Source organism: Corallococcus macrosporus, from assembly GCF_017302985.1.
In the GTDB taxonomy this organism is placed as follows: Bacteria; Myxococcota; Myxococcia; order Myxococcales; family Myxococcaceae; genus Corallococcus; species Corallococcus macrosporus_A.
Genome location: NZ_JAFIMU010000002.1, coordinates 539042 through 561959, shown reverse-complemented (window position 1 = coordinate 561959; position 22918 = coordinate 539042). Strand labels below are relative to the sequence as shown.

Annotated in this window: 16 protein-coding genes; 6 read left to right on the top strand and 10 right to left on the bottom strand. The window is 70.2% G+C overall.

Annotated elements, in window-relative coordinates; genetic code table 11:
• Nucleotides 1–70 precede the first annotated feature (70 nt).
• Nucleotides 71–610, top strand: a complete 540-nt coding sequence (locus tag JYK02_RS02720; protein WP_207048274.1) for an FHA domain-containing protein — start codon at nucleotides 71–73, stop codon at nucleotides 608–610.
• A gap of 72 nt (nucleotides 611–682) precedes the next feature.
• Here JYK02_RS02720 and JYK02_RS02715 read toward each other — a convergent pair whose 3' ends face one another.
• The 4 genes from JYK02_RS02715 to JYK02_RS02700 form a co-directional block, all read right to left on the bottom strand.
• Nucleotides 683–1720 (bottom strand): SPFH domain-containing protein, encoded by a 1038-nt coding sequence (locus tag JYK02_RS02715; RefSeq protein WP_207048273.1) that lies wholly within the window; start codon nucleotides 1718–1720, stop codon nucleotides 683–685.
• A 199-nt stretch (nucleotides 1721–1919) separates the two neighbouring features.
• Nucleotides 1920–2720 (bottom strand): ABC transporter permease subunit, encoded by an 801-nt coding sequence (locus JYK02_RS02710; protein WP_207048668.1) that lies wholly within the window; start codon nucleotides 2718–2720, stop codon nucleotides 1920–1922.
• Nucleotides 2721–2722: 2 nt separating this feature from the next.
• Entirely contained in the window at nucleotides 2723–3682 is a 960-nt protein-coding gene (locus JYK02_RS02705) for an ABC transporter ATP-binding protein (protein ID WP_347402413.1), read from the bottom strand.
• A complete protein-coding gene (locus tag JYK02_RS02700) occupies nucleotides 3679–5991 on the bottom strand; it encodes a glycosyltransferase family 39 protein (protein WP_207048272.1) in 2313 nt (770 codons plus the stop codon). The genes JYK02_RS02705 and JYK02_RS02700 overlap by 4 nt, the downstream gene beginning before the upstream one ends.
• Nucleotides 5992–6282: 291 nt before the next feature.
• Here JYK02_RS02700 and JYK02_RS02695 point away from each other — a divergent pair, with 291 nt between their 5' ends.
• The gene (locus JYK02_RS02695) at nucleotides 6283–7572 is read left to right on the top strand and encodes a hypothetical protein (RefSeq protein ID WP_207048271.1); all 1290 of its coding nucleotides are present in this window, start codon (nucleotides 6283–6285) and stop codon (nucleotides 7570–7572) included.
• A gap of 6 nt (nucleotides 7573–7578) precedes the next feature.
• Nucleotides 7579–8436 (top strand): hypothetical protein, encoded by an 858-nt coding sequence (locus JYK02_RS02690; protein ID WP_207048270.1) that lies wholly within the window; start codon nucleotides 7579–7581, stop codon nucleotides 8434–8436.
• Nucleotides 8437–8451: 15 nt separating this feature from the next.
• Here the strand turns inward: JYK02_RS02690 and JYK02_RS02685 are convergent, their stop codons facing one another.
• Nucleotides 8452–9885, bottom strand: a complete 1434-nt coding sequence (locus JYK02_RS02685) for a rhomboid family intramembrane serine protease (RefSeq protein WP_347402412.1) — start codon at nucleotides 9883–9885, stop codon at nucleotides 8452–8454.
• A gap of 228 nt (nucleotides 9886–10113) precedes the next feature.
• On the opposite strand from JYK02_RS02685, the gene JYK02_RS02680 reads away from it, so the two are divergent.
• Nucleotides 10114–11979: an FHA domain-containing protein gene (locus JYK02_RS02680; protein ID WP_207048268.1), complete on the top strand. Its 1866-nt coding sequence runs from the start codon at nucleotides 10114–10116 to the stop codon at nucleotides 11977–11979.
• Between the two features lie 56 nt (nucleotides 11980–12035).
• Nucleotides 12036–12629, top strand: coding sequence for a response regulator (locus tag JYK02_RS02675; protein WP_014398871.1), 594 nt, complete (start codon nucleotides 12036–12038; stop codon nucleotides 12627–12629).
• On the opposite strand, the gene JYK02_RS02670 is transcribed toward JYK02_RS02675, so the two are convergent.
• Genes JYK02_RS02670 through JYK02_RS02660 form a run of 3 tightly spaced genes read right to left on the bottom strand, consistent with a single transcriptional unit; the run spans nucleotide 12626 to nucleotide 14995 of the window.
• The gene (locus tag JYK02_RS02670; protein WP_207048267.1) at nucleotides 12626–13390 is read right to left on the bottom strand and encodes an enoyl-CoA hydratase/isomerase family protein; all 765 of its coding nucleotides are present in this window, start codon (nucleotides 13388–13390) and stop codon (nucleotides 12626–12628) included. The genes JYK02_RS02675 and JYK02_RS02670 overlap by 4 nt on opposite strands.
• 16 nt (nucleotides 13391–13406) lie before the next feature.
• Nucleotides 13407–13619, bottom strand: coding sequence for an acetyl-CoA carboxylase biotin carboxyl carrier protein subunit (locus JYK02_RS02665; protein ID WP_207048266.1), 213 nt, complete (start codon nucleotides 13617–13619; stop codon nucleotides 13407–13409).
• A 26-nt stretch (nucleotides 13620–13645) separates the two neighbouring features.
• Entirely contained in the window at nucleotides 13646–14995 is a 1350-nt protein-coding gene (locus tag JYK02_RS02660; RefSeq protein ID WP_207048265.1) for an acetyl-CoA carboxylase biotin carboxylase subunit, read from the bottom strand.
• 173 nt (nucleotides 14996–15168) lie between these two features.
• On the opposite strand from JYK02_RS02660, the gene JYK02_RS02655 reads away from it, so the two are divergent.
• Nucleotides 15169–15510 (top strand): hypothetical protein, encoded by a 342-nt coding sequence (locus tag JYK02_RS02655; protein ID WP_347402411.1) that lies wholly within the window; start codon nucleotides 15169–15171, stop codon nucleotides 15508–15510.
• Between the two features lie 19 nt (nucleotides 15511–15529).
• Here JYK02_RS02655 and ftsZ read toward each other — a convergent pair whose 3' ends face one another.
• Together ftsZ and agmC are read right to left on the bottom strand one after the other, a co-directional pair.
• Complete coding sequence (gene ftsZ, locus JYK02_RS02650) at nucleotides 15530–16765, bottom strand: cell division protein FtsZ (RefSeq protein ID WP_207048263.1); 1236 nt, start codon at nucleotides 16763–16765, stop codon at nucleotides 15530–15532.
• Nucleotides 16766–17104: 339 nt separating this feature from the next.
• Nucleotides 17105–22849, bottom strand: coding sequence for an adventurous gliding motility protein AgmC (agmC, locus tag JYK02_RS02645; RefSeq protein WP_207048262.1), 5745 nt, complete (start codon nucleotides 22847–22849; stop codon nucleotides 17105–17107).
• Between the last annotated feature and the right edge of the window lie 69 nt (nucleotides 22850–22918).

Sequence of the window (22918 nt, the reverse complement as noted above, 5' to 3'; positions counted from 1 at the left end):
TCCCAGGCCCACTGTCCGGGCCCTCTCGGGCCCTTCCCGTCCACGCTGGTTGCACATAGGGTCCAACGCCATGGTGTCCGTGAAACAGCTCCGTCCCTTCGCGGGGGCCTCGCTGGAGTCCTTCCGGTCCGCGTCCGGCTCCGTGGCCCTCATCCAGCAGCCCGTGGAGGCCGCCTTCAAGGCCGTGATTCCGGCCATGGTGGGCATGCGCACAGTGGGCATGGCGCACCGCTCGCGCATGGGGGAGCGGCTGCTCGCGATGCTGCGCGACTTCGACAACCTGGAGGTGCACTTCCTCCAGCCGAACCAGGACGGCGAGGAGTTCACCGTGGGCCGCGCCGACACGTGCGACCTCGTGGTGCCGGAGCCCTCCGTCTCCCAGCACCACGCCACCCTGCGCTGGAACGCGGGCGCCGGGGACTTCTCCGTGCGCGACGCGCAGTCCATGAACGGCACCTTCATCAACGGCGCGCCGCTGGGTTTCAAGGCCCAGGTGATGCTCCACGACGGCGCCACGCTGGCCTTCGGCGACGTGCAGTTCCTCTACCTGCGCGCGGAGACGCTGCACCAGCACCTGCGCCTCGCCGTGCCCGGCACGCCCGCCCCCTGAAGACGCGCGAAGGCCCCGCCTCCCACACTCGGGAGACAGGGCCCTCACGTCACTTCAAGCCGAGCGCGGCGACTACAGCAGCTTCATCAGCTCCGCGCGCTTGGCGTTGTACTCCTCGTCGGAGAGCACGCCCGCGTCCTTCAGCTCCTTGATCTCCTTGAGCCGCTGCGCCGGGCTGCGCGTGTCCGCCGGAGCGGCCGCCTGCGCGGGCTCCGCGGGGCGCTGCTGATGCTGCTGGTTGGCGAACATCTGCGCCATGCCGAACCCCATGCCCATGCCCATGCCCTGCATGGCGCCGTCACTTCCGCCACCGCCCTTGGCCATGCCCTCGGACGCGCCGAGCATCGCCTGGCCCTGCGCGTACTGCTGGAAGCCACCGGCCAGCCGCGAGTACGCCACGTCCTTGGACAGCTTCTTCAGCGTGACTTCGTCCTCGGGCTTGATGCTGACGACGAAGTTGCCCATGCGGACGATGGTGAGGCCGTAGGTGTCCACGTGCGGCTTGAGGCCGGCGAGGATCTCCTGCTCCATCTCCTCCACGTAGGCGCCGCTCGTCACGTCCAGGAGCGGCCACTTCTTCTTCACCAGCAGCTCGGCGGTGCGGTCGCGCGTCACCTTGAGCACCTGGCCCTTGAACCAGCCCAGGAACTCCTCGTTGGAGGCGCGGCCCATGCCGACGAGGCCCACCACGAGCTTCTCCGGCTCCGTCACGCGGATGGAGAAGTCGCCGTACACCATGGTGCCGATGCCCAGGCCCGTCTCCGGGTCGCGCACGTCACCGATGGGGCCGCCGAACTTCACGCCCGTGTGCTCGCGGTTGGAGACGAAGAAGATCTCCGCCATGAACATGTTGCCGCCGGTGAAGCCCTCCAGCAGGCGCGACAGGAACGGGATGTTGTTGGTGTCCAGCGTGTGACGGCCGGGCCCCAGCTTCCCCTCCACCTTGCCGTCCTTGACGAACAGCGCCACCTCATCCGCGTCCACGGTGAGCTGCGTCTTCATCCGGACGTTCTTCTCCGGATACTTGTAGACGATCTCACCCTTCGCGCTGTCCGCGCGGGCGATGAAGTTCCGCTGCGCCTCGCCCTTGATGCTGTCGAAGATCCCCATGTCTGTTTCAGCGCCTCCGTGGCCGCCTGGGCGGCAGGTCTTCAAAGCTTCCGTAACCCCAACCCCTAAATGCGGGGCCGCCAGCGCGAAAACGCCACCGCGCTTCCCTCTGGCATCCTGCGTCGGAACATAACAGCTTCACGGGCGCCTGCCCGTCCGCCCGGCCCCCTGGCAGTCCACTCTCCAACCCGCCAGTGACTCAACCCCAGCGGCTGACCAGACGTTCCCGGTCCAGCAGCCGGATGCTGGCCGCCAGCAGGACGAGGTCCAGCACCAGCACCACCGCGCCCTGGATGGCGTAGTAGCCCAGGCCCGCCTTGAGCACGCCCGCCACCTGCCCGCCCACCAGCCCCACCAGCGGCAGCACCACCAGCGCGGAGAGCTGCTGCGCCATGCGCGCCTCGCTCACCCGGGCGGAGATGAGCACCGCGACGCCGTTGCCGAAGAAGGCGAACAGCGGCGCGAGCACGAACACGCCAAAGCCCCACAGCGCATTGGGCATCAGCGGCGCGCCCACCAGCGGCCACGCCACCCAGTCCACGCCCACGCAGAACAGGATGAAGGCGGTCCAGGTCATCATCACCGCGGGCACCAGCGCCGCCAGGCTCTTGCCGGCCACCAGCTCCGCCGCGGACACGGGCGACGCGAGCAGCGGCTCCAGCGTGCGCCGCTCCTTCTCCCCCGCCACGCTCTGGGACGCGATGAGGATGGGGATGAAGACGGGCATCACCAGGAACATGCCGAACCAGTCGGTGAGCGACTTGTCGATGAGGAAGCGCGCCGCGCTCGCGCCCAGCGGCAGCGTGGGGTCGTAGAAGAGCGCCACGGTGCGCAGGTCGGAGTGGTCCGGCTGCCGCACGTACGTCCACACCACGCCAATGGGCACCGTCACCATCACCAGCGGCAGCACCGTCATGGACAGGAGCAGCCCCACGTTCTTGCGCAGGTCCAGCGAGTCCTTCCAGAACACCGCCAACGCGCGTCGAGGCCGGAAGGCCATGCTCACGTCTCCTCTTCCCGCAGCAGGTCCAGGTACACCTCTTCCAGCGGCCGCTGCGCGGGCACCACGCTGTGCACGCGCGCGCCCGCGCCCACCAGGCACGCCACCACGTCCGGCGCCTGCGCCTCGTCCGCCACCATCACCCGCAGGCGGCCGCCCTCCACCAGCACGTTGGGCGTGAAGGGCAGCGCCGCCAGCGCGGGCCGGAAGGCCTCCGCGTCACCCTCCACGCGCACGTCCAGCGCCTGTCCCGCGCGGCGCAGCTCGCGCACCGGGCCCAGCGCCAGCAGGCGGCGGCGCACCACGGCCACGCGCTCGCACAGCCGCTCCACCTCCGCCAGGTTGTGCGAGCACAGGACGATGGTGCGCCCCTCGGAGGCCAGCTCCGCCACCGCGTCGCGCACGGTGCGCGCGGACTCCGGGTCCAGGCCGCTGGTGGGCTCGTCCAGGAAGATGACGCGCGGGTCGTGCACCAGCGTGCGCACGATGGCCAGCTTCTGGCGCATGCCCTTGCTGAAGCCGCCGCACGGGTCGTCCTCGCGGCCGCCCAGCCCGAAGCGGTCGAGGTAGTGCTTCGCCCGGGGCCACGCGGTGGACTCGTCCAGCTCATGCAGCTTCATGAAGAAGCGCAGGTTCTCCCGAGCGGTGAGCCGGTCGTAGAGCCCGGGCTGTTCGGTGAGCAGCCCCACCACCTTGCGCAGCGACTCACCGTCGCGCGTGACGGAGTGGCCCCACACCTCCGCGTCGCCGCCGGAGGGCTTGAGCAGCCCCGTCAGCATGCGCACCGTCGTCGTCTTGCCGGCGCCGTTGGGCCCCAGCAGGCCGAACACCTCCCCGGGCCGCACGTCGAAGGTGAGGTCCTCCACGGCGGTGCGCTCACCGAAGCGCTTCGCCAGCCCGCGCACGCGCAGGCCTCCCTCGCCGGGGGACTCCACGCGAGCAGCGGACAGGGGGAGCCTCACTCGATGGTCACCAGCACGAACTTGTTGTTGATGTCCCGGTCCACGAGGGTGACGGTCTTGTCGGCGCCCACCGCGCTCCTCAGCAGGTTCACGCGGTTGTGCTCCACCAGCGCCCACTCGCGGCCGGGCCGCGCGGCGAACTGGCGCATGCGCGTGGCGGAGTCGCTGGCGCGGAACTGCTCCACCGTGTTGCGCGAGTAGAACGTCTCCCCGCGCCAGTTCATCATGTACGCGGCGATGGGCTCTCCCGCCTGGCGCTGGTTGTAGTAGCGCCAGAACAGGTCGCGCTGCGTCCAGTGGTGGGACAGGTCCACCCAGTGGCCCCAGTTGAACCAGAGCGCGAACGCCGCGGCCAGACCCCAGAACGTGCTGAACAGGAGCACGCGCGAGCGCTGCAGCGCGGCCACCACCGCCAGCACGCCGGCCACGCCGAACGCGAAACCCATGCCCACCTTCACGTTGATGGTGCCGGACAGGGCCTTGAACATCGCGTCCGACGCGGGAGGGCCCCGGAAGCCGCGCACCGCCAGCGCCACGCCCACCAGCGCCAGGCCGAAGCCCACGGCCTGGAGCACCGTGCGCCCCGGCGCCTCCTCCGGCCGCGACGCCTGCCAGACGAGGAAGCCCGCGAGCGCCAGCAGCGCCACGCCCCACAGCCCCATCGCGGACACCTGCCCCTGCGTGGCCACCGCGGCCAGCGTGGCCCCGCCGGTGAGCAGCAGCCCCAGCGCGATGGCGCGCCCGGCGGCCGGACGCTCCTGCTTCGCCTTGGAGGAGAACGCGTCGAAGGCCAGGTACACGCCGAAGGCCAGCAGCACCAGCGTCACCAGGTCGCCCATCCACAGCGGGCGCGAGGAGAAGAACGCGATGGGCCGGTTGACCAGGTCCTGCGGGTAGGGCCGGTCGTAGTTGTAGACGAACAGGTCGGTGAAGTCCTTGGGGTTCTCCGCCAGGTCCTTGCCCACCAGGATGAAGAGCACCAGGCCGAAGATGAGGCTCACGGCGTGCTCGGAGATGCCGTCCTTCCACAGCCGGTCCACGAACAGCGCGCAGAGGATGGCCAGGCCCGGCAGCACCGGGAACACGTAGTGGTGGAACTTCGTCGCGCTGGAGGCCAGCAGGTAGAACGCGAACGCCACCCACAGCACGGCGATGAGCGCCAGGTGGTCCGCCTTGTCCCGCGAGCGCAGCTTCAGGCGCGACACGACCGCGAACGCGCCGGGCACGAGCGCCACCCACGGGAAGATGGCGAAGCCGCCCTGCTCGATGAAGTAGGTGAACGACCCGCCCGGCGTGGTGGTGTGCACGCCCGCGGTGAGGCGGTTGAGGTGGTCGTGGATGAAGAAGCGGTACCAGAACAGCTTGCCCTCGTCGTCCACGCCGTCGAAGAGGCACAGCGTCAGGTACCAGGGCACCGCCACCGCCGCGAACACGAGGATGCCCGTGCCCAGCTTCATCCGGTACATCTGCGCCCACAGCACCGGCATGGCCCGCGTGCCCGCGCGCACCTGGGCGCGGACCTCGCCGCTGGTGAGCCAGCGCAGGTGCGCCTCCAGGCTCTCGCGGCTCCACGGGATGACGGCGGCGGCCGCGTACAGCACCAGGATGACCGCGGGCAGACCCACGCCCAGCAGGCCCTTGGCCAGCGTGGCCAGGCCCGCGAAGACGTAGAACGCGTACCACCAGCCCGCGCGGTGCTTCGTGGTGTCATCCAACTGCCCGATGAGCGCGCACGCCATGGCGCACACGAACGTGGTGACGAAGGGCGTGTCCGTGACGGTCTGCCGGGTGAGCAGGAAGTACAGCGGCATGGTGGCCAGCACGAAGCCCGTGGCCAGGCCCGCGCGCATGCTCACCACCCGCGCCACCGCCAGCGACAGCAGCGCCACGGCGGTGATGCTGAGGATGGCGAAGGGCATGCGCATGCCCCACTCCGTGTAGAGGCCCATGGCGCCGTCGCCCTTGAGCGCGCCGACGAGGTTCATCCCCAGCGCCTGCATCCACATGGTGAGCGGCGGCTTGGAGAAGAACCACGCGTTCTCCCAGAAGGGATAGACGTAGTCGCTGCGCTGGATCATCTCCCGGCCCACTTCGCCGTAGTGCGTCTCCCAGGGGTCCCACAGGCCCACGGCGCCCAGGTAGGGCACGAAGAGCAGCGCCGCGAAGCCCGCGGTCGCCAGGACCACACGCGCGCTGAAGGACAGGGCCAGCCACCGCCTGCCCCATGAAGACGTCAGGGTGTCCTCACCGAGGATGGCCTGGGTGAAGGTGGGTTCCCCCTGCGAGTTCTTTTCGCCGTCGCTTGCCACGCGCGCGTGCTCCTTCGTCGTCCGGGACGGGCCCACCGTGCACCACATGGGGCCGGGGCGCTTATACCCCCACCCTCCCCTCCGGTCGACCGACCTGGAAGGAGGTGCGTCGTTCTCGCGCCACCGCGTGCGCCTCCGCGTGCACAGGGGCTGTGCAGACGCTTGCACAGCCGCACGGCCATGTCCGCGAAAGCCCGTCCTCCCGTAAGGGGCACGGGCCTTGTAAGGGCGTCCCATCACGAAGCCTGACCGCGTGGCCGGTGCGCGGAAGGCCGCTCATGAGGAGCAGTGATGCTGGTCTCAGCGGTGACCCTGGGGTGTGCCCTCCTGCTCGGACAGGTGGAGGTGCCGGAGGTGAAGGAGCCCGAAGCTCCTGTGGAGTCGACGCAGGCCGCGGAGCCGGAGCCGCCCGTGGAACCCGAGCCGTGGGACTTCCAGATGGCCGTGCCTGGCGCGGAGTCTCCCCAGCAATCTCCCAACGGATATCCGCTGTGCCTGCGCCTGCCGCCCACGCCCGCCGTGCCATCCGGGCAGTGGCGTGTCCGCTGCGACGAGGCGAAGAAGGAGTGCCTGGTGTCGCCCGCCCAGGTGCTGGACTCGCAGGGACATGAGAGCGACCAGCCCCTGGACCGGGTGAACCCGTGCGTGTCGGGCGTGATGCCCCCGGAGAAGGCGCGCGAGTACCGCCTGGTGCCCGCCATCGCGGAGGCGCCGCCGGGCTGGTACCGCGACGAGCGCGGACGGGTGCTGCAGTACAACTTCGACCTGCACCGGCGCGTCTACCTGGGTGGAGCGTGGGCGCCGCGATGGCTGCGCGAAACGGACCGCATGGACGAGCGCGTGCGCGTGGACTTCGGCGTGGACCTGGAGTGGCCCGGCGACTCCGACCGGCTGCACCGGATGACGCTCCTGGACACGGAGTTCTACCTGGGCGACGCGGCGTCCTACGAGGCCACGCTCCTGCGCTACGACTTCCGCAGCCAGAACGACGCGCCGCTCTTCCGGGTGACGACCTTCTACGGCCGTCCCCGGCGCTTCGACGTCTACGCCAACCTGGGCTTCTGGATGGAGGTGCTCCACGGAGAGCAGGTGCGCCGCGAGGACGTGCACGCGGACTTCCTCTCCCTGGCCGCGACCCACGTGACGCTGGACCTGTGGCACTCGAGCGACCTGGTGTCCTACGTGCGCGTGCGGGCCGGTCCCGCCGTGGAGCGCGACCGGACGAACGGCTTCTTCACGCTCGTTCCCTCGGCGGCGCTGGAGGGGGACCTCACGCTGGACCGGGACGGCTTCCACCACGTGCGCTTCGGCGCGGAGGCCCAGAAGGTGCTGCTCGGCGAACAAGTGGAGGGCCGGCCCCTGCGCCCGGAGCGGCTGCGGCTGCGCGCGGGCTACGAGGTCATCCTGCTGGCCATCAACGACCAGCCCGTGAGCCTGACGCTGGACGGACGCGGGACGTGGCGCGACGACGTGGCGAACGCACCCGCGGGCTGGGAGTGGTCCGCGCAGGCGGGGCTGCGCTTCTCGCTGTGGGCTCCGGCGAGAAGGTCCGCGCCGACGTCGTCCCCCGGGAAGGGCTAGGCCGGCATGGTGGCGCTCGCGCTGGCATTGCTCCTGGGCAGCGTGCCCGGCCTGTCGTGTGAGGGCCGGACGGCCGCCGGGGAGACGTTCCCCACCTGCTTCGACCCCGGCACCGGCTGGGTGCTGGGCACCGCGCTGCGCGTGCAGGACGACGCGCAGAGCCTCGCCGTGCGGACGGGGTTCCTGGTGCGCGCGGACCGCTCGAGCGGCAGCAAGGCGGACTCGCTGTGGTTCGACTCGCACCGGCTGCTCATGACGGAGGCCTGGGGCGGCGAGAAGCGGGGGCTGACCTTCACCGCCTACGAGGGCCTGCTGCGCAGGCACGTGGAGGAGGGCTCCATCCTCGTCTCCATCGGGCGGCCCCGGCGCATCCCCTTCCCGTTCGACGTGGCGCTCGCCGCGCGCGCGGCGCACCTGGAGCGGCGCACCTGGGAGGGTGCGGGCTGGACGTTGGAGACGGGCCGCGTGGGGCTGCTGTTGGATCCGCTCCGCACGAATGCCGAGTGGGGCTGGCTGGCCGTGGGCCCCGCCGCGAGCCATGCCCTGCGCCACGCGCCGGACGGGACCCGGCATGAGGTGTCCCCCTTCACGTCCCTGCTGCTCGACGCGGGCTGGGAGACGCGGGACGGGCGGTGGGCGTTGCGCGCGACGGGGGTGGCGGGCTGGAGCTTCGAGTTCGAGGGGGGCGCGCACTTCCGGGCGCGCGGAGAGGTCGCGCTGGAGCACGTGCTCCTCGCGGTCAACGACGCGCCGGTGTTCGCGCGGCTCACGGCCACGGGGGTGAAGAACGACGCGGGGCTCTTCCGGCGCGACGAAGCGATGCTGGGCGTGGGGCTCGCGGTGCGCCCGTTCGGAGAGCGCTGAAGCGGCGACCTCCGGCTAAGGCCCGTGCGGTTCGAGCGCGGCCTTCAAGGCGCCCTCGGCCGCGCGCAGCCTCGCATCCCGCGGATCCACGCGGCGGGCCTCCTCCAGGCGCAGCAGGGCCCCGGCGGTGTCCCCTCGCGCCAGCGCGCAGCGCACGCCTGCCTCCAGCGCGCCCGTGTCGGACGGCCCGTACACCCGCGCCTCCGCCGCCGCGTGGCAGCCCTCCTCCACCTGCCCGGACTCGAAGTACGCGCGGGCCAGCTCCACGCGGGTGTCCACCTGCGTCGGCGCCAGCCGCACCGCCGACGCCAGGGGCTCCACGGCATCCGCCGGCAGCCCCCACCGCCGCAGCGAATGCCCCAGCTCCCGCAGCGGCCCCGCGACGCCCGGCACCAGCAGCGCCCGGGCGCGGGCGACCCGCAGGCTCGCGGGCTCGTCGAAGCGGACGTCCGCCGTCATCCGCTCCACCACGCGCGCATAGGCCGGGTAGGCCTGCGGCCAGGTGAAGACGAGCCGGTACACCCACTCTCCGCGTGGCACGAACCACGCCACCAGGTGCGTCCGCCTGCCCGCCCCTTCCAGCTCCGCGCGGATCCGCTGCGCGGGCCGGCCGCCCAGCGACGCGGGCTCCACGGCGCCCACCGACACCGTGCGCCCCTCGGGCCCTGCCCTGCCGGGCACCAGCGACTCATCCAGGAAGTGCCGGGCCTGCGCGGAGCCGTCCCCCGGCTCACCCGCCTCGATGGCCTCCGCCGTGAGCGTGGCCCGCCCCAGGCCCGTCAGCCCGTTGGAGAAGGCCCGCCGCCCCTGGCCATCCTCCTCGCGGCGCCACCCCTCCGGCAGCGACACCGCCACCCCGAAGCCGTCATCCCGCTCCACCCGCCACGCCGACCGCTCCGCCACCACCACCGCCGCGCCCAGCCCCGCGAACCCCACCAGCGCCACCGCTCGCGGAAGCCCGGCCCCCCACGCCCGCGAGCGCAGGAGGACACCCACGAGCACCCCGGACAGCAGCCCGCCCAGGTGCCCCGCGTTGTCCACGCCCACGCTCGTCCACCCGAGCCACAGGAAGACGAGCACGGTGGGCAGCGCGTTCTCCCCGGAGAACCACCGGAAGCGCGCCCCCGGGCCGCTCCGGGCGCGCCGCCCCAGCACCAGCAGCGCACCCACACAGCCAAACACCCACCCTGACGCGCCCACGCTCACCGCCGGAGACCACCAGAGCGAGCCCGTCATCGTCGCCAGCCCCGACACGGCCAGCAGCGCCACGTACTCCCACCACCGGCACGAGCGCTCCACCGCCGTCCCCACCCCCGCGAACACCAGGAGGTTGAGCCCCAGGTGCAGCGCGTCCCGGTGCAGGAGGTTGGCCGACAGGAGCCGCCAGCCCTGCCCCACGTCCGTCACCAGGGGGCCCGACTTGGCTCCCCAGCGGATCAGCGCGTCCACCCCGGGCGACCCGCCGGACGCCACCACTGCGTACAGAATGGCCTGGGCCGCGATCAGCGCTATCGTGAGCCCCGGTATCCTGCGCTCCCCACCCTTTCCGGCCAATCGACCGATGGACAACAGTGCCTCCCTGACCCTGGGATGGGCGAAAAACCCTGTTGTTCTCGGGGGATACATGGCTTGTCTCGGTGAAGGGCATTCTGCTATAGCTGTACTCGGACCGGACCCGTGCTGAAGCTCATCATCGAAGACGACGAGGGGCGCAAGACCGTTGTTCCCTTCGTGCGCGACGAAATCACCATTGGCCGTCAGGAGGGCAACACGATCCGCCTGACCGAGCGGAACGTGTCACGTCGACACGCCCGCCTGGTGCGCCTCAATGGACACGTCGTGCTCGAAGACCTGGGGAGCTACAACGGCACCCGGATCAACGGTGAACGCGTCGCAGGCCAGCTCCCTCTCAAGGAGGGCGACCTCATCCAGATTGGCGACTACGATCTGGCCTTGCAGGTCGAGGGCGCGGCCAACGCTGGCGCCCCCGCTGGCGCCATCACCGCCAAGGTGCCCGCCTCCCGCCGGCCGGAGCCGGAACCGGAGGAGGACGACGACGAGCGCGGCGGCCCCGCCCCTCGCGACACCATGGTGGACGGCGAGGACGAGGCGGAGGACCCCGACGAGGAGGACGGCGACGAGCCGGGCCACACGCCGGTCTCCGCGGAGGCGCGCCGCAACGCCACGTCCATCATCCGCATGGACCAGATGGAGGCGGACCGGCCCCGGCGCGTGGAGCGCGTGCCGGAGGACGAGCAGCCCCGGCTGCTGGTGCTCGCCCCCAACGAGTTCAAGGGCCAGGAGTACGACTGCAACCGCACGGAACTGCGGATTGGCCGCACGTCGGAGAACGACGTGGCGCTGGACCACCGCTCGCTGTCCCGCACGCACGCGAAGATCGTGCGCGAGGAGACCGGCGAGTGGCGCGTCATCGACATGCAGTCCGCCAACGGGATGACGGTCAACGGTGAGAGCTACGCCCAGGCGACGCTCGCGCACGGAGACGTCATCGAGATGGGCCACGTGAAGCTGCGCTTCGTGGGGCCGGGCTCGCTGGCGGAGGACATCGCGGCGCAGGAGCGCAGCGGTTCCAAGAAGATGTGGGTGGCCGCGGTCATCGTGTTCCTCTCCATTGGAGCGGGCGCGGCCCTCTTCGTGGTGAAGGGGCAGGACCTGCTGCCCAAGCCGCCGGACGCGCCGCCCCCCGTGGTCGCCGCGGATCCGCAGCCGGTCCCGGAGACGCCGCCCACGACGAAGCCCGCGGAGACCGTGGCCGCGAATCCGCCCGCGACGCCGGAGAAGAAGCCTCCTGAAGCGCTGACGCCTCCGGAGACGGTGAAGACGCCGGCCCCTCCGGCACAGAAGGTCACCGAAGCGGACTTCGACACCGCGCTCAAGTCGGCCAACTTCGAGGTCGCGGCCACCATCCTGAAGAGCCTGGGCGAGTCCGCCCGGGGCGGTCCGGCCCTCAAGGCGCAGACCGCGCGGGAGCGCCTGCTGACCCAGGAGATCGAGGCCGACAAGAACCTCACGGCCGCCCAGGAAGCCCTGGACGCCGGCAAGCTCAAGGAAGCAGGCAGCACCCTGGCCAAGGTCTCCCCGGAGACGGTCTTCAAGTCCCGCTACGACAGCGTGAAGCAAGGGCTCGAGGCCCAGGCGCCGCCGCCGGCCACCGAAGCAGTCGGCCCTCCCACCATGACGGCCGAGGACGTGACGGTCGACAGCCTGAAGACGCTGAAGCCGGGAGAGGTCACCAGGAACATTGATCAGATCAAGGCCAGGGTCCTCAAGCTGGCCAAGACGGAACCCAACGAGGCCCTGTCAATCGCCCAGGAATGCGCGGCGCGCGCACCCAAGGTTCCCGAGTGCCACCTGATGCTCGGCGGGGTGTACGCCACCCTCAAGGACTTCAAGTCGAGTGAGCTGCATTACGAGACGTTCCTCACGCTCACGCCCGAGGGCTATCCCAAGCGAGACCTGGTCATGAAGGCGTTGAGCCAGATGACCAAAGCGCGCCAGGCTCAGAGTCCCCCCGCCCCGTAGAACGGCGAGTAGTCCCCCCCGCAGCACTTCCCTCAACCCTGCAGCGAGGAGACGCTGTGCAGATTCGCATCCTGGTAGTTGATGACGAGCAGGACAACTGCGACTACCTCAAGCTGGTGCTGACCCGTGAAGGCTACGAGGTCGTCACCACCACGGACCCTACGCAGACGGTGGACATCCTCCGAGGCTCCGACTTCCACCTCGTCATCCTCGACATGATGATGCCGCAGATGTCCGGCACCGAAGTGCTGGAGCTCATCCGCAAGTACGACACGGACATCGCGGTCATCGTCGCCACGGCCTACCCCACCGTGGACACGGCCGTCGCGTCGCTCAAGGCGCAGGCGTCCGACTACGTGAAGAAGCCCATGGAGCCGGAGCAGTTCACGGCCGCCGTGCGCAACGCGCTGCAGAAGAAGGGCTTGTCCCAGGACCCGGAAGCCGACCTGCACCGCGCCATCGGCCGCACCATCCGCGACGCGCGCAAGACGCAGGAGCTCACGCTCAAGCAGCTGGCCCGCCGCACCGGCCTGTCCGTGTCCCTGCTGTCCCAGATTGAACGCGCGGAGTCCTCCGCGTCCATCTCGTCGCTCTACAAGATCGCCTCCGCGCTCCAGCTGCGCATGGGCGAGCTGTTCGGCGACACCTAGCGGCCGTTGAACCGGGGCGCGCGCTTCTCCAGGAAGGCCGCGCGCCCCTCCTTCGCGTCCTCGCTGCCAAACGCCTCGCCGCGCACCTGACGCAGGTGCGCGACGTCCTCCGGGGACAACCCGGAGCGCGCCAGCAGCCCGAACGCCTCCTTCATCCCCGACACCGCCTTCGGCGCCCCCGCGGCCAGCGTCGCGCACAGCGCCAGCGCGCGCGCCTCCGCGTCCTCGGGGCATTCATCCAGCAGCCCCCACGCGAGCGCCTCCGCCGCCGGCAGCCGCCGCGCGGTGAGGAACAGCTGCTTGGCGCGTGACAGCCCCACCAGCCGCACCGCCCGCGCCAGCCCCTCCGGCGAGTACACGATGCCCAGCCGCGCCGGAGGCATGAGGAAGAACGCGTCGGAGGCCCCCACGCGGAAGTCGCAGGAGGCCGCCAGGTCGAAGCCCGCCCCCACCGCGCCGCCCTGCACCAGCGCCACCGACGGCGCAGGGTGCCGCTCCAGCTTCAGCAGGCACGCCACCAGCGGGTCATCCGGCAGCCGCCCGTCCGCGCCCGGGGGCCCCAGGTGCGTCAAATCGTAGCCCGCGCAGAAGTGCCCGCCCTGGCCGCGCACCAGCAGCGCGCGCACGTGGGCGGCCGGCTCCAGCGCCGCGTCCAGCCGGGCCAGCAACGCGTCATTCAGCGCGTTGCGCCGCGACGGGTTGGAGACGGTGAGCACCCGGACCCCGCCCTCGCGATCCTCCACCTCCAGCGTGGGCTCCATCCGGTGACGCTCGTGACTACCCGAGCACCACGAGGACGTCGCCCTCGTTGACCGGCTGCGCTTCCTTGCAGCGGATCTCCTTCACCGTGCCGCCCTCCTCGGCCTCCACGGGCATCTCCATCTTCATGGACTCGAGGATGACCAGCGTCTGGCCGGCATCCACCGTGTCGCCGACCTTCACTTCAATCTTCCACACCGTGCCCGTGATGTGCGCCGCAACGTCCGCCATGAACCGTCCTCCTCAGGTGGGAATACTCAAGGCTTCGCGTGATGATCCAGGAAGTGCGTGTCCAGCTCGCCGGCGCTGAAGGCAGGGTCCTTCAGGATGCGCAGGTGGAGCGGGATGTTCGTCTTGATGCCTTCGATGCGGAAGGACTCCAGCGCCTTCACCGCGCGGGCAATGGCCTCGTCGCGCGTCGCACCGCTGATGATGAGCTTGGCGATCATCGGGTCGTAGTTCGGCGTCACCACGTCCCCTTCCGCGTAGCCGGAGTCCAGGCGCACGCCCTCGCCCGTGGGCGGCTGGAAGACCTTCAGCGGACCGGGGGACGGGAAGTACTTCACCGGGTCCTCCGCGTAGATGCGGAACTCCAGCGCCGCGCCCTTGCGCTTCACGTCCTCCTGCTTGACGGTCAGCTTCTCACCCGAGGCGATGCGCAGCTGCCAGCCGATGAGGTCCAGGCCCGTGGTCAGCTCCGTCACCGGGTGCTCCACCTGGAGCCGGGCGTTCATCTCGATGAAGTACACCTGCCCGTCCGAGTACAGGAACTCCACCGTGCCCGCGTTCGCGTAGCCGAAGGCCTTCGCCGCCTTCACGGCCGCCGTGAAGAGCGTGTCCGCCAGCGCGGCGTTGCGTCCGTTGGCGAACAGCACCGACGGGGCCTCCTCCACCACCTTCTGGTGCCGGCGCTGGATGGAGCACTCGCGCTCCAGGCCGTGGATGAGGTGGCCGTGGGTGTCGCCCAGGATTTGGACCTCGATGTGGCGGGGCGCCGGGAAGTAGCGCTCCAGGTACACGCCCTCGCGGCCGAAGGCGGCCTTCGCGCGGTCCGTGCACTGGCGGTACACCTTCTCCAGCTCCGCCGGGTCCTTCGCCGCCGCCATGCCGATGCCGCCACCGCCGCTGGCGGCCTTGCACAGCACCGGGTAGCCGATGCGCTCCGCGGCCTCCAGGGCGCTCTGCACGTCCGGCAGTACGCCGTCGCTGCCCGGCACCACCGGCACGCCCGCGGCGGACACCAGCTTGCGCGCCTGGCTCTTGTCCTTCATCCGCGCCATGGCCTCCGGCGGCGGACCCACGAAGACGAGCCCCGCGTCCGCGCACGCCTGCGCGAACTCGCCGTTCTCCGACAGGAAGCCGTAGCCGGGGTGCACCGCCTGGGCGCCCGTCTTCTTCGCGGCCTCCAGGATGGCGGGGATGCTCAGGTAGCTGTCCTTCGCGGGCGCGGGGCCGATGCGCACGGCCTCGTCCGCCTCCTTCACGAAGGGCAGGTTCACGTCCGCGTCCGAGTACACCGCCACCGTCTTCACGCCCATGCTCCGGGCCACGGCCCCGATGCGACGCGCGATTTCACCCCGGTTGGCGATGAGCAGCTTCTGGAACATGGCAGGCACCCTGGCTTTACGAAGGGCGGCCAAACTAACCCCCACCCCCTTGACTGACAAGCGTTCGGGCAGGCGCGCAACAGGTCCGTACAGTCCCGTAAATTTGCGGACTTGCGAACCCCTGGCGTACCTTGCCCGACGTGAAGCCTCCCTCGACAGGAACGCACAGCGTCGTGGACCTGCATGGTGCCCGCCGCGCCCGCCGTCTGGACTTGTACCGGAACCGGCTCAACCAGCGGCAGCAGGACACCCGCGCCAATCTGGTGACGCTCTACGAGGGCGGCACCCTCTTCACGCCGGACGGCACGCAGCAGGGCCGCTCGCTGCTCAAGGCCCTGCAGCTGTTGCAGCGCGCCGGCACCCGCCTGGAGGAGCTGTCCGGTGACGGACTGCTTCCCGCCCCCAGCCTGTCGGAGCGCATCGACGCGCTCTACGACGAGGTGGACGGACTGTTCACCAGGTGCGACCGCCTCACCGGCAGGGGCACGGCGAGCGTCGCCCGCCTCCCCCGCTAGCGACCCCGCTGCTGCCTGACTACGGCAGCTCCGTCTGGCCCTGGCGGCGCAGGAACGTGGGGATGTCGAACTGATCCTCGTCCAGGGGCAGCGCCGCGTCCTTCACCACGGCCGTGCGCGCGCTCTGCATGGAGGACTTGGGCGTCTCCACGGTGGACATGGTCGGACGCGGCGTGGTCTTCGCGGGCACCAGGCTGGCCACCTCCTCGCGCGGCGAGGACAGGGCCATGGGCGGCGAGGAGGGACGGCCGACGAGCGGCACCTGGACCACCTGCGCCATGGGGCGCGCCTTGGGCGCGTCCCGGTGCACGAAGCCCGTGGCGATGATGGTGATCTTCACCTCGTCCTGGATCTGCTCGTCGATGAGCGACCCGAAGATGATCTCCGCCTCGCCGTCCGCCGCGTCGTGCACCAGCGTCAGCGCCTCGTTGACCTCCTGCAGGGTCATGTCGCGGCCGCCGGTGATGTTGATGAGCAGGCCCGTGGCGCCGTCGATGGAGACGTCCTCCAGCAGCGGGCTGGAGATGGCCTGCTGCATGGCGGTGATGGCGCGGCGGTCGCCGCACGCGTGGCCCGTGCCCATGAGCGCCAGGCCCTTGTCGCTCATGATGGTCTTCACATCCGCGAAGTCCACGTTGATGTAGCCGTGGTACTGGATGAGGTCGCTGATGCCCTGCACGGCGTTGAGCAGGACCTCGTCCGCGCGCTTGAAGGTCTCCAAGAGCGGCATGGGCTCGTTGGAGAGCGACAGCAGGCGCTGGTTGGGGATGGTGATGAGCGTGTCCACCGCGGCCTTGAGCTCCACGATGCCCTGCTCGGCCTGCTTGCGGCGCTTGTTGCCCTCGAAGAGGAACGGCTTGGTGACGACGCCCACCGTGAGGCAGCCCAGGCTCTTGGCGATGTCCGCGATGATGGGCGCGGCGCCCGTGCCGGTGCCACCGCCCATGCCTGCGGTGACGAAGACCATGTCGGCGCCTTCCAGCACCGCGGCGATCTGATCGCGCGACTCCAGGGCGGCCTCGCGGCCCATCTCCGGGTTGGCGCCCGCGCCCAGGCCCTTGGTGAGGGCCTGACCCAGCTGCAGCCGGGTGGGCGCCTTGCTCGCGGCGAGCGCCTGGACATCGGTGTTGGCGGCGATGAAGTCGACGCGGTCGAGCTTCGACAGAATCATCGTGTTGACCGCGTTGCAGCCCGCCCCGCCCGCGCCCACGACACGAATCTTCGCGGCCTGCTTGTTCTGCTCGAACTGGTCCATGTCGTCCTCGTGGCGGAAGCACCGCGGCGCCGTCCGCGGAAACACCCACCGTCGACAATCATCAGGAAGTCGGGCGCTTTGGCAAGTATTCCGCTACCAGCCTGTAGCGCCCTGCTGCGCGCCCGAGTCCTGACGCCCACTTACGCGTGTGGCGGCGGTGGGCATGCGGACATCGCGCGCATGCAAACACCCTCTTGACTCGCGTCCGGTGACTCGCCGTGGTCAGTCGTCCACGCGCTCCACGCACGCGCGACGTGACAGGACGGGACGCGGATGACGAAAAGGCCCGGCTCCCTCGGGGGAACCGGGCCTTCCGTGTTTCATTCCCTGGAGCGGGTGCTACGGGGCGGGCTTCTCCACTTCCACCTTGCCCATCCGCGTGATGTTGAACTCCACGCGGCGGTTGTTCTCACGGCCAGCGGACGTCTTGTTGGTGTCCACGGGCTTCGTCTCGCCGTAGCCCTCGGACTCCAGGCGCTCCGCGGCGATGCCCTCGTTGACGAGGAACGTCTTCACGCTGGCGGCGCGGCGCTTGGACAGGTCCAGGTTGGCGACGTCGCTGCCCTGGCTGTCCGTGTGTCCCTCGACGCGCAGCAGCTCCACCTGCGGGTTGGCGCGCAGCACGGCCGCCACCTGCTTCAGGATGGGGAACGAGCGCGGCAGGATGACGTCCTTGTTCGTGGCGAAGTAGACCTTCTCCAGGATGAGGATGCGCTCGCCCTCGACGAGCACCTTGACCTTGCCCTTGTCGGGGCAGCCGTCCTCGTCAGCCACGCCGTTGATGGTCTCCGGCTCCAGCGGGCACTTGTCCGCCGTGTCCAGGATGCCGTCCTTGTCGTTGTCCGGGTCCGGGCAGCCGTCCTCGTCCTGGAAGCCGTCCTTGTCCTCGGGCGCGTTGGGGCACTTGTCGTCCGGGTCCATCAGGCCGTCGCCGTCGGAGTCCACCGGTGCGGGCGGAGGCGGCGCGGGCTTCGTGTCGGGGCAGCCGTCGGCGTCCTCGAACTCGTTCACGGTCTCCGGCTCGTTGGGGCACTTGTCCTGCGTGTCCACGATGCCGTCGCCGTCGTTGTCCGGGTCCGCGCAGCCGTCCTGGTCCTGGAAGCCGTCGAAGTCCTCCGGGCCCTCCGGGCACACCGGCCGGGGCTGCGCCGGGGCGCGCTCCGGGGTGCTGTAGCCCACGGACGCGAGCACGCGGAACGTCGGCGTGCCGTAGCCGTGGGTGAGGCCCGGGCCCGCGCCCACCTGCGCGGACAGACCGGTGAGGCCGCGGTACTTCAGGGCCGCGAGCAGCTCCAGCGGACGCTCCTCCTCGTTCTGCTGCTTGAAGCCCACCGCGCCCACCAGCGAGGCCTGGACGGCCAGCGGCAGGTCACCCAGCGGCGCCTCCGCGCCCACCCCGTACGCCAGCGCGCTGCCGACGTTCAGGTTGCGCAGCTGCTCCGCCTTGCGGATGTCCACACCCACGTTGGCCAGTACGCGGAAGCGCCGGCCGTACTCCGCCACCACGCGCGGGTTGACGGACACGCCCGACCCGCCGAGGAAGTCCGAGGCGCCGCCGGTGGGCAGCGACACGGGCACCACCACGGACAGGCCGTAGTTGTCACCGTCCAGCAGGCGCGCCTTCGGGATGAGGCGCAGGTCGCCGATGCCGCCCCCGCTCACCCCGTTGGAGAAGGACGCGTCCACGCCCGGCGAAGCCTCCGAGCTCTGGATGGTGATGGGCAGCACGACGCCGATCTCGAACCGGTCGTAGAGACCGATGGCGCCCATCAGGTCCACGCCGACCTGACTCTTCACCACGGAGGTGATGTACGTGTCCGAGCGGGGGTCGAAGAAGTTGAGCGGCTTGTCGGCGTAGTTGACCGACAGCCCCACGTTCCACCCCAGGTGCCGCTGCACCTTCGCGCCGTGCACCGCGAGCACGTCCGCGATGCCCGGGCCCGGCTTGTACTGCTGCACGTCGATGGCCTGCGACACGGCCGTGGCCTGCGCGTGGGCAGTGGAGCCCGCGAACAGGGCCGTGATGAACACGGTCAGCGCCCCACCCGCGCGCGCCAGGAGGTTCCCGGCGCGGCGGAAGCGGCGGCCCACCAGGGGCAGCGCCATCAGCATGAGCGCGAAGGGCGCCAGCGAACCGGAGCCGCCCGTGCTGCAGCCGTGGCCCACCACCAGGTAGTCATCGTTGGCGTCGAGCGGGTTGGAGCCGCCGTTCACCTCCGTGCCGTCATCGATGCCGCCCTGGTCGGTGTCCTTCATCGTCGGATCCGTCTCCGTCGCGTCACGGCGGCCGTCGTGGTTGGCGTCCTCTTCGCCGTCCTTCAGGCCGTCACCGTCCGTGTCCGCCTTCTTCGGATCCGTCTTTGTCGACGGGTCCGCGTCCGGCTTGAAGTTCGGGGACGACGTGTCCGTGCCCGGGGGCGCGGTCTCCAGGGTGACACCCAGCTCGGTGCCATCGAGGATGCCGTCGTTGTCGCTGTCGGGGTCGAGCGCGTCGATGGTGCCGTCCCCGTCCGTGTCGGTCAGCCCGTCGATGCCGTCCGGCACGCCGTCGTCGTCGGTGTCGGGGTCGAACGGATCCGTCCCCTTCTCCAGCTCCGTGGCGTTGTCGATGCCGTCGCCGTCCGCGTCCTTGTCGTCCGCGGCGTTGTTCGGGTCCGTCTCCAGCACGTCCACGCGGCCGTTGTGGTTCGCGTCCTCGATGCCGTCGAGCACGCTGCCGCCGTCGGTGTCCTTGTTGAGCGGGTTCGTCTTGGTGTCGGGGTCCTGATCCGCGACGAACTTCGTCGGGTCGGTGTCCTCGCCCTGGGGCTGGGTGAGGCCCAGCTCCAGGCCGTCCGTCAGGCCGTCGCCGTCCGTGTCGATGTTGTTCGGATCGGTCTCCGTCGGATCCACCTTGCCGTCGTGGTTGGCGTCCTCGTTGCCGTCGAGCAGACCGTCGTCATCCGTGTCGCCGTCCAGCGGGTTCGTCTTGGTCGACGGGTCCTTGTCCGCCACGAACTTGGACGGGTCGGTGTCGTCGCCCTGGGGCTCGGTGAGGCCCGTCTCGACGCCGTCGGTCAGGCCGTCGCCGTCCGTGTCGATGTTCTTCGGGTCGGTCTCGTCGGCATCGACGATGCCGTCGTGGTCCTTGTCCTCGTTGCCGTCGAGGATGCCGTCGTCATCCGAGTCGTCGTCGAGCGGATCCGTGCCGCCCACCTTGACCTCGATGCCGTCGGGGATGCCGTCGTCGTCGGAGTCCGGGTCGTTCGGGTTGGTGCCCAGGTCGACCTCCTCCTCGTCCGTCAGGCCGTCGTTGTCCGAGTCCACCGTGCCCGCCGGGTCGACGGTGAAGGTAGAGGTCGCGGTCGTGCTGTTGGTGGTGCCGTTGGTGGACACCGCCGTGACGGTGTACGTGCCGTTGGCCAGCGGGCCGGGCAGCGCCACGCTCCAGGTGTTGCCCGTCAGCGTCGCCGGGTAGTCCGTGTCCTGGAACGTCACCGTCACGCTGGTCGCGTTCGTGGCCGTGCCCGTCACCGTCACGTTCGGGTTCGTCACCGTCGAGCCATTGGCCGGCGTGGTGATGGCCACCGTCGGCGTCGGCGTCGGCACCGCCACCGTGAAGGTGGAAGAAGCCTGCGTGCTCGTGGTCGTCCCGTTCGAGGACACCGCCGTCACCGTGTACTGGCCATTGGACAGCGGGCCGGGCAGCGCCACGCTCCAGGTATTGCCCGTCAGCGTCGCCGGGTAGTTCGTGCCCTGGAAGGTCACCGTCACGCTGGTGGCATTCGTGGCCGTGCCCGTCACCGTCACGTTCGGGTTCGTCACCGTCGAACCGTTGGCCGGCGTCGTGATGGCCACCGTCGGTGTCGGCGCCGGCACCGCCACCGTGAAGGTGGAAGAAGCCTGCGTGCTCGTGGTCGTCCCATTCGAGGACACCGCCGTCACCGTGTACTGACCGTTGGGCAACGAACTGGGCAGGTCCACCGTCCAGGTGTTGCCCGTCAGCGTCGCCGGGTAGTCCGTGCCCTGGAACGTCACCGTCACGCTGGTCGCGTTCGTGGCCGTGCCCGTCACCGTCACGTTCGGGTTCGTCACCGTCGAACCGTTGGCCGGCGTGGTGATGGCCACCGTCGGCGTCGGCGCCGGCACCGCCACCGTGAAGGTGGAAGAAGCCTGCGTGCTCGTGGTCGTCCCGTCCGAGGACACTGCCGTCACCGTGTACTGGCCATTGGGCAGCGGACCGGGCAGCGCCACGCTCCAGGTGTTGCCCGTCAGCGTCGCCGGGTAGTTCGTATTGTTGAAGCTCACCACGACGCTGGTGGCGTTCGTGGCCGTGCCCGTCACCGTCACGTTCGGGTTCGTCACCGTCGAGCCATTGGCCGGCGTCGTGATGGCCACCGTCGGCGTCGTGGCAGCCTGCACCGTGAAGGTGGAAGAAGCCTGCGTGCTCGTGGTCGTCCCATTCGAGGACACCGCCGTCACCGTGTACTGGCCGTTGGGCAGCGGACCGGGCAGCGCCACGCTCCAGGTGTTGCCTGTCAGCGTCGCCGGGTAGTTCGTATTGTTGAAGCTCACCACGACGCTGGTGGCGTTCGTGGCCGTGCCCGTCACCGTCACGTTCGGGTTCGTCACCGTCGAGCCATTGGCCGGCGTCGTGATGGCCACCGTCGGCGGCAGGTTCTGGGTGATGACACCCGGGTTGCCCGGAGCAGAGCCGTAAGGCCGACCATCCACGGCCTCAGTCGTGTCCTGGAGGCCCGCCACGCCGCCCGCGACCGACGTGCCGCACGAGAGGCTCGTGCCCTGCAGGAAGATGTTGCCGCCACCGCCGCCACCGCCCGTGCCGTGCGGCTCCTCGAAATGGCTGTCGCCGCCCTTGCCGCCATTGGCGGACAGCGTGCCCGCACCACAGGAGAGGGCTTCGGTGAAGTTCAGCGAGAGGGTGCCGCCAGCGCCACCGCCACCCGCGGCATCATTCAGCGAGTCCTCACCCGGGTCGCCATCCGACGTGATGCTTCCGTTACCAGCCAGGGCCTGACCGCGAATGAAGACGATGCCGCCGGCGTTTCCGCCACCGCCGCCCTCATCATCATTGCTGTGACCTGCGCCACCACCGCCACCAAACAGGAGTCGGGTCGCGGGTGAGAACGTCAGCCGACCGCCGCCCAACCCTCCGACGGGCCGTGAGGGCGCGTTTCCTTCGTCATCACCGCTCCAGGTCCTGCCGCCGATACCGCCCTCGCCGCCGTTGCCACCACCACCACCGCCGGAGTTGTGGCAGACACCGCCACCACCGCCGTGAAGAACATTGCCCCGGCCCGAGGTCCCGGCAGGGGCCGGGAATGCCAAGTCCTGCTTGTAGCGGGTGGGAACCAGGCTCTCGCCCTTGATGGCACCGCGCGGATGCTCGACGTCCAGATCCGTCTCCGGACAATTGTCGCCACTCCCGTTGAACTCCTCGCCACCTCGGAAGCCGGCGCCGCTGGCGGAAATGGTGCCGTTGTTCGTCACCGTCCCGTTCGCCAGGAAGACGACGATGCCGCCCAGGCTGTCCGTGAAGTCACCGTCGTTGGACCACGGCTTGGCAACGATGCTCGCGCCCGGGTTGATGGTCACGGTCGTGTACTCGGGCACCCGGATGGCCTGAGCCGAAGCCCGGATGGCCTCCACGTCACCATTGCCGCCCGTAAACGCCGTCGTGAGCGGCATGCCCGTGAAGGTCAGCTCCTCATCCGTCACATCCGTGAGCCGAACGAACTGCCAGTTGCCTACCGGGGTCGCCGAGAAGTTGAACGGGCCCGGGGCGCCGGAGGTCACTGCCCCTGTGAAGCCCGTGGACTGGTAGAGCATCACCAGGTCGCCCACGTTGAAGCCCGTGGTGTCCGTGACGGTCACGGTCGTCGCATTCACGCCCGCGGGCTGCGTCAACCGCGTGTAGATGTTCACGACCGTGCCGGGAGCGGTAATGACCTCCGGGCCATCGTGGCCATTGCCCAGGCCGAACGAGTCCGGCTCAGCGAAGGCCGGGGGCGCCGCGAATACGGCGCACAGCAGGGCCAACAGCGCCGCGGCAGAGCCGCGTACTCCCAGTAGGGGCGTCAGCAACCGCGAAGTCTTGTGTGGTGTCATAGGTTCAGAGGCTCACCGGGAACACGGAGGAATCCGCTCCGGGAG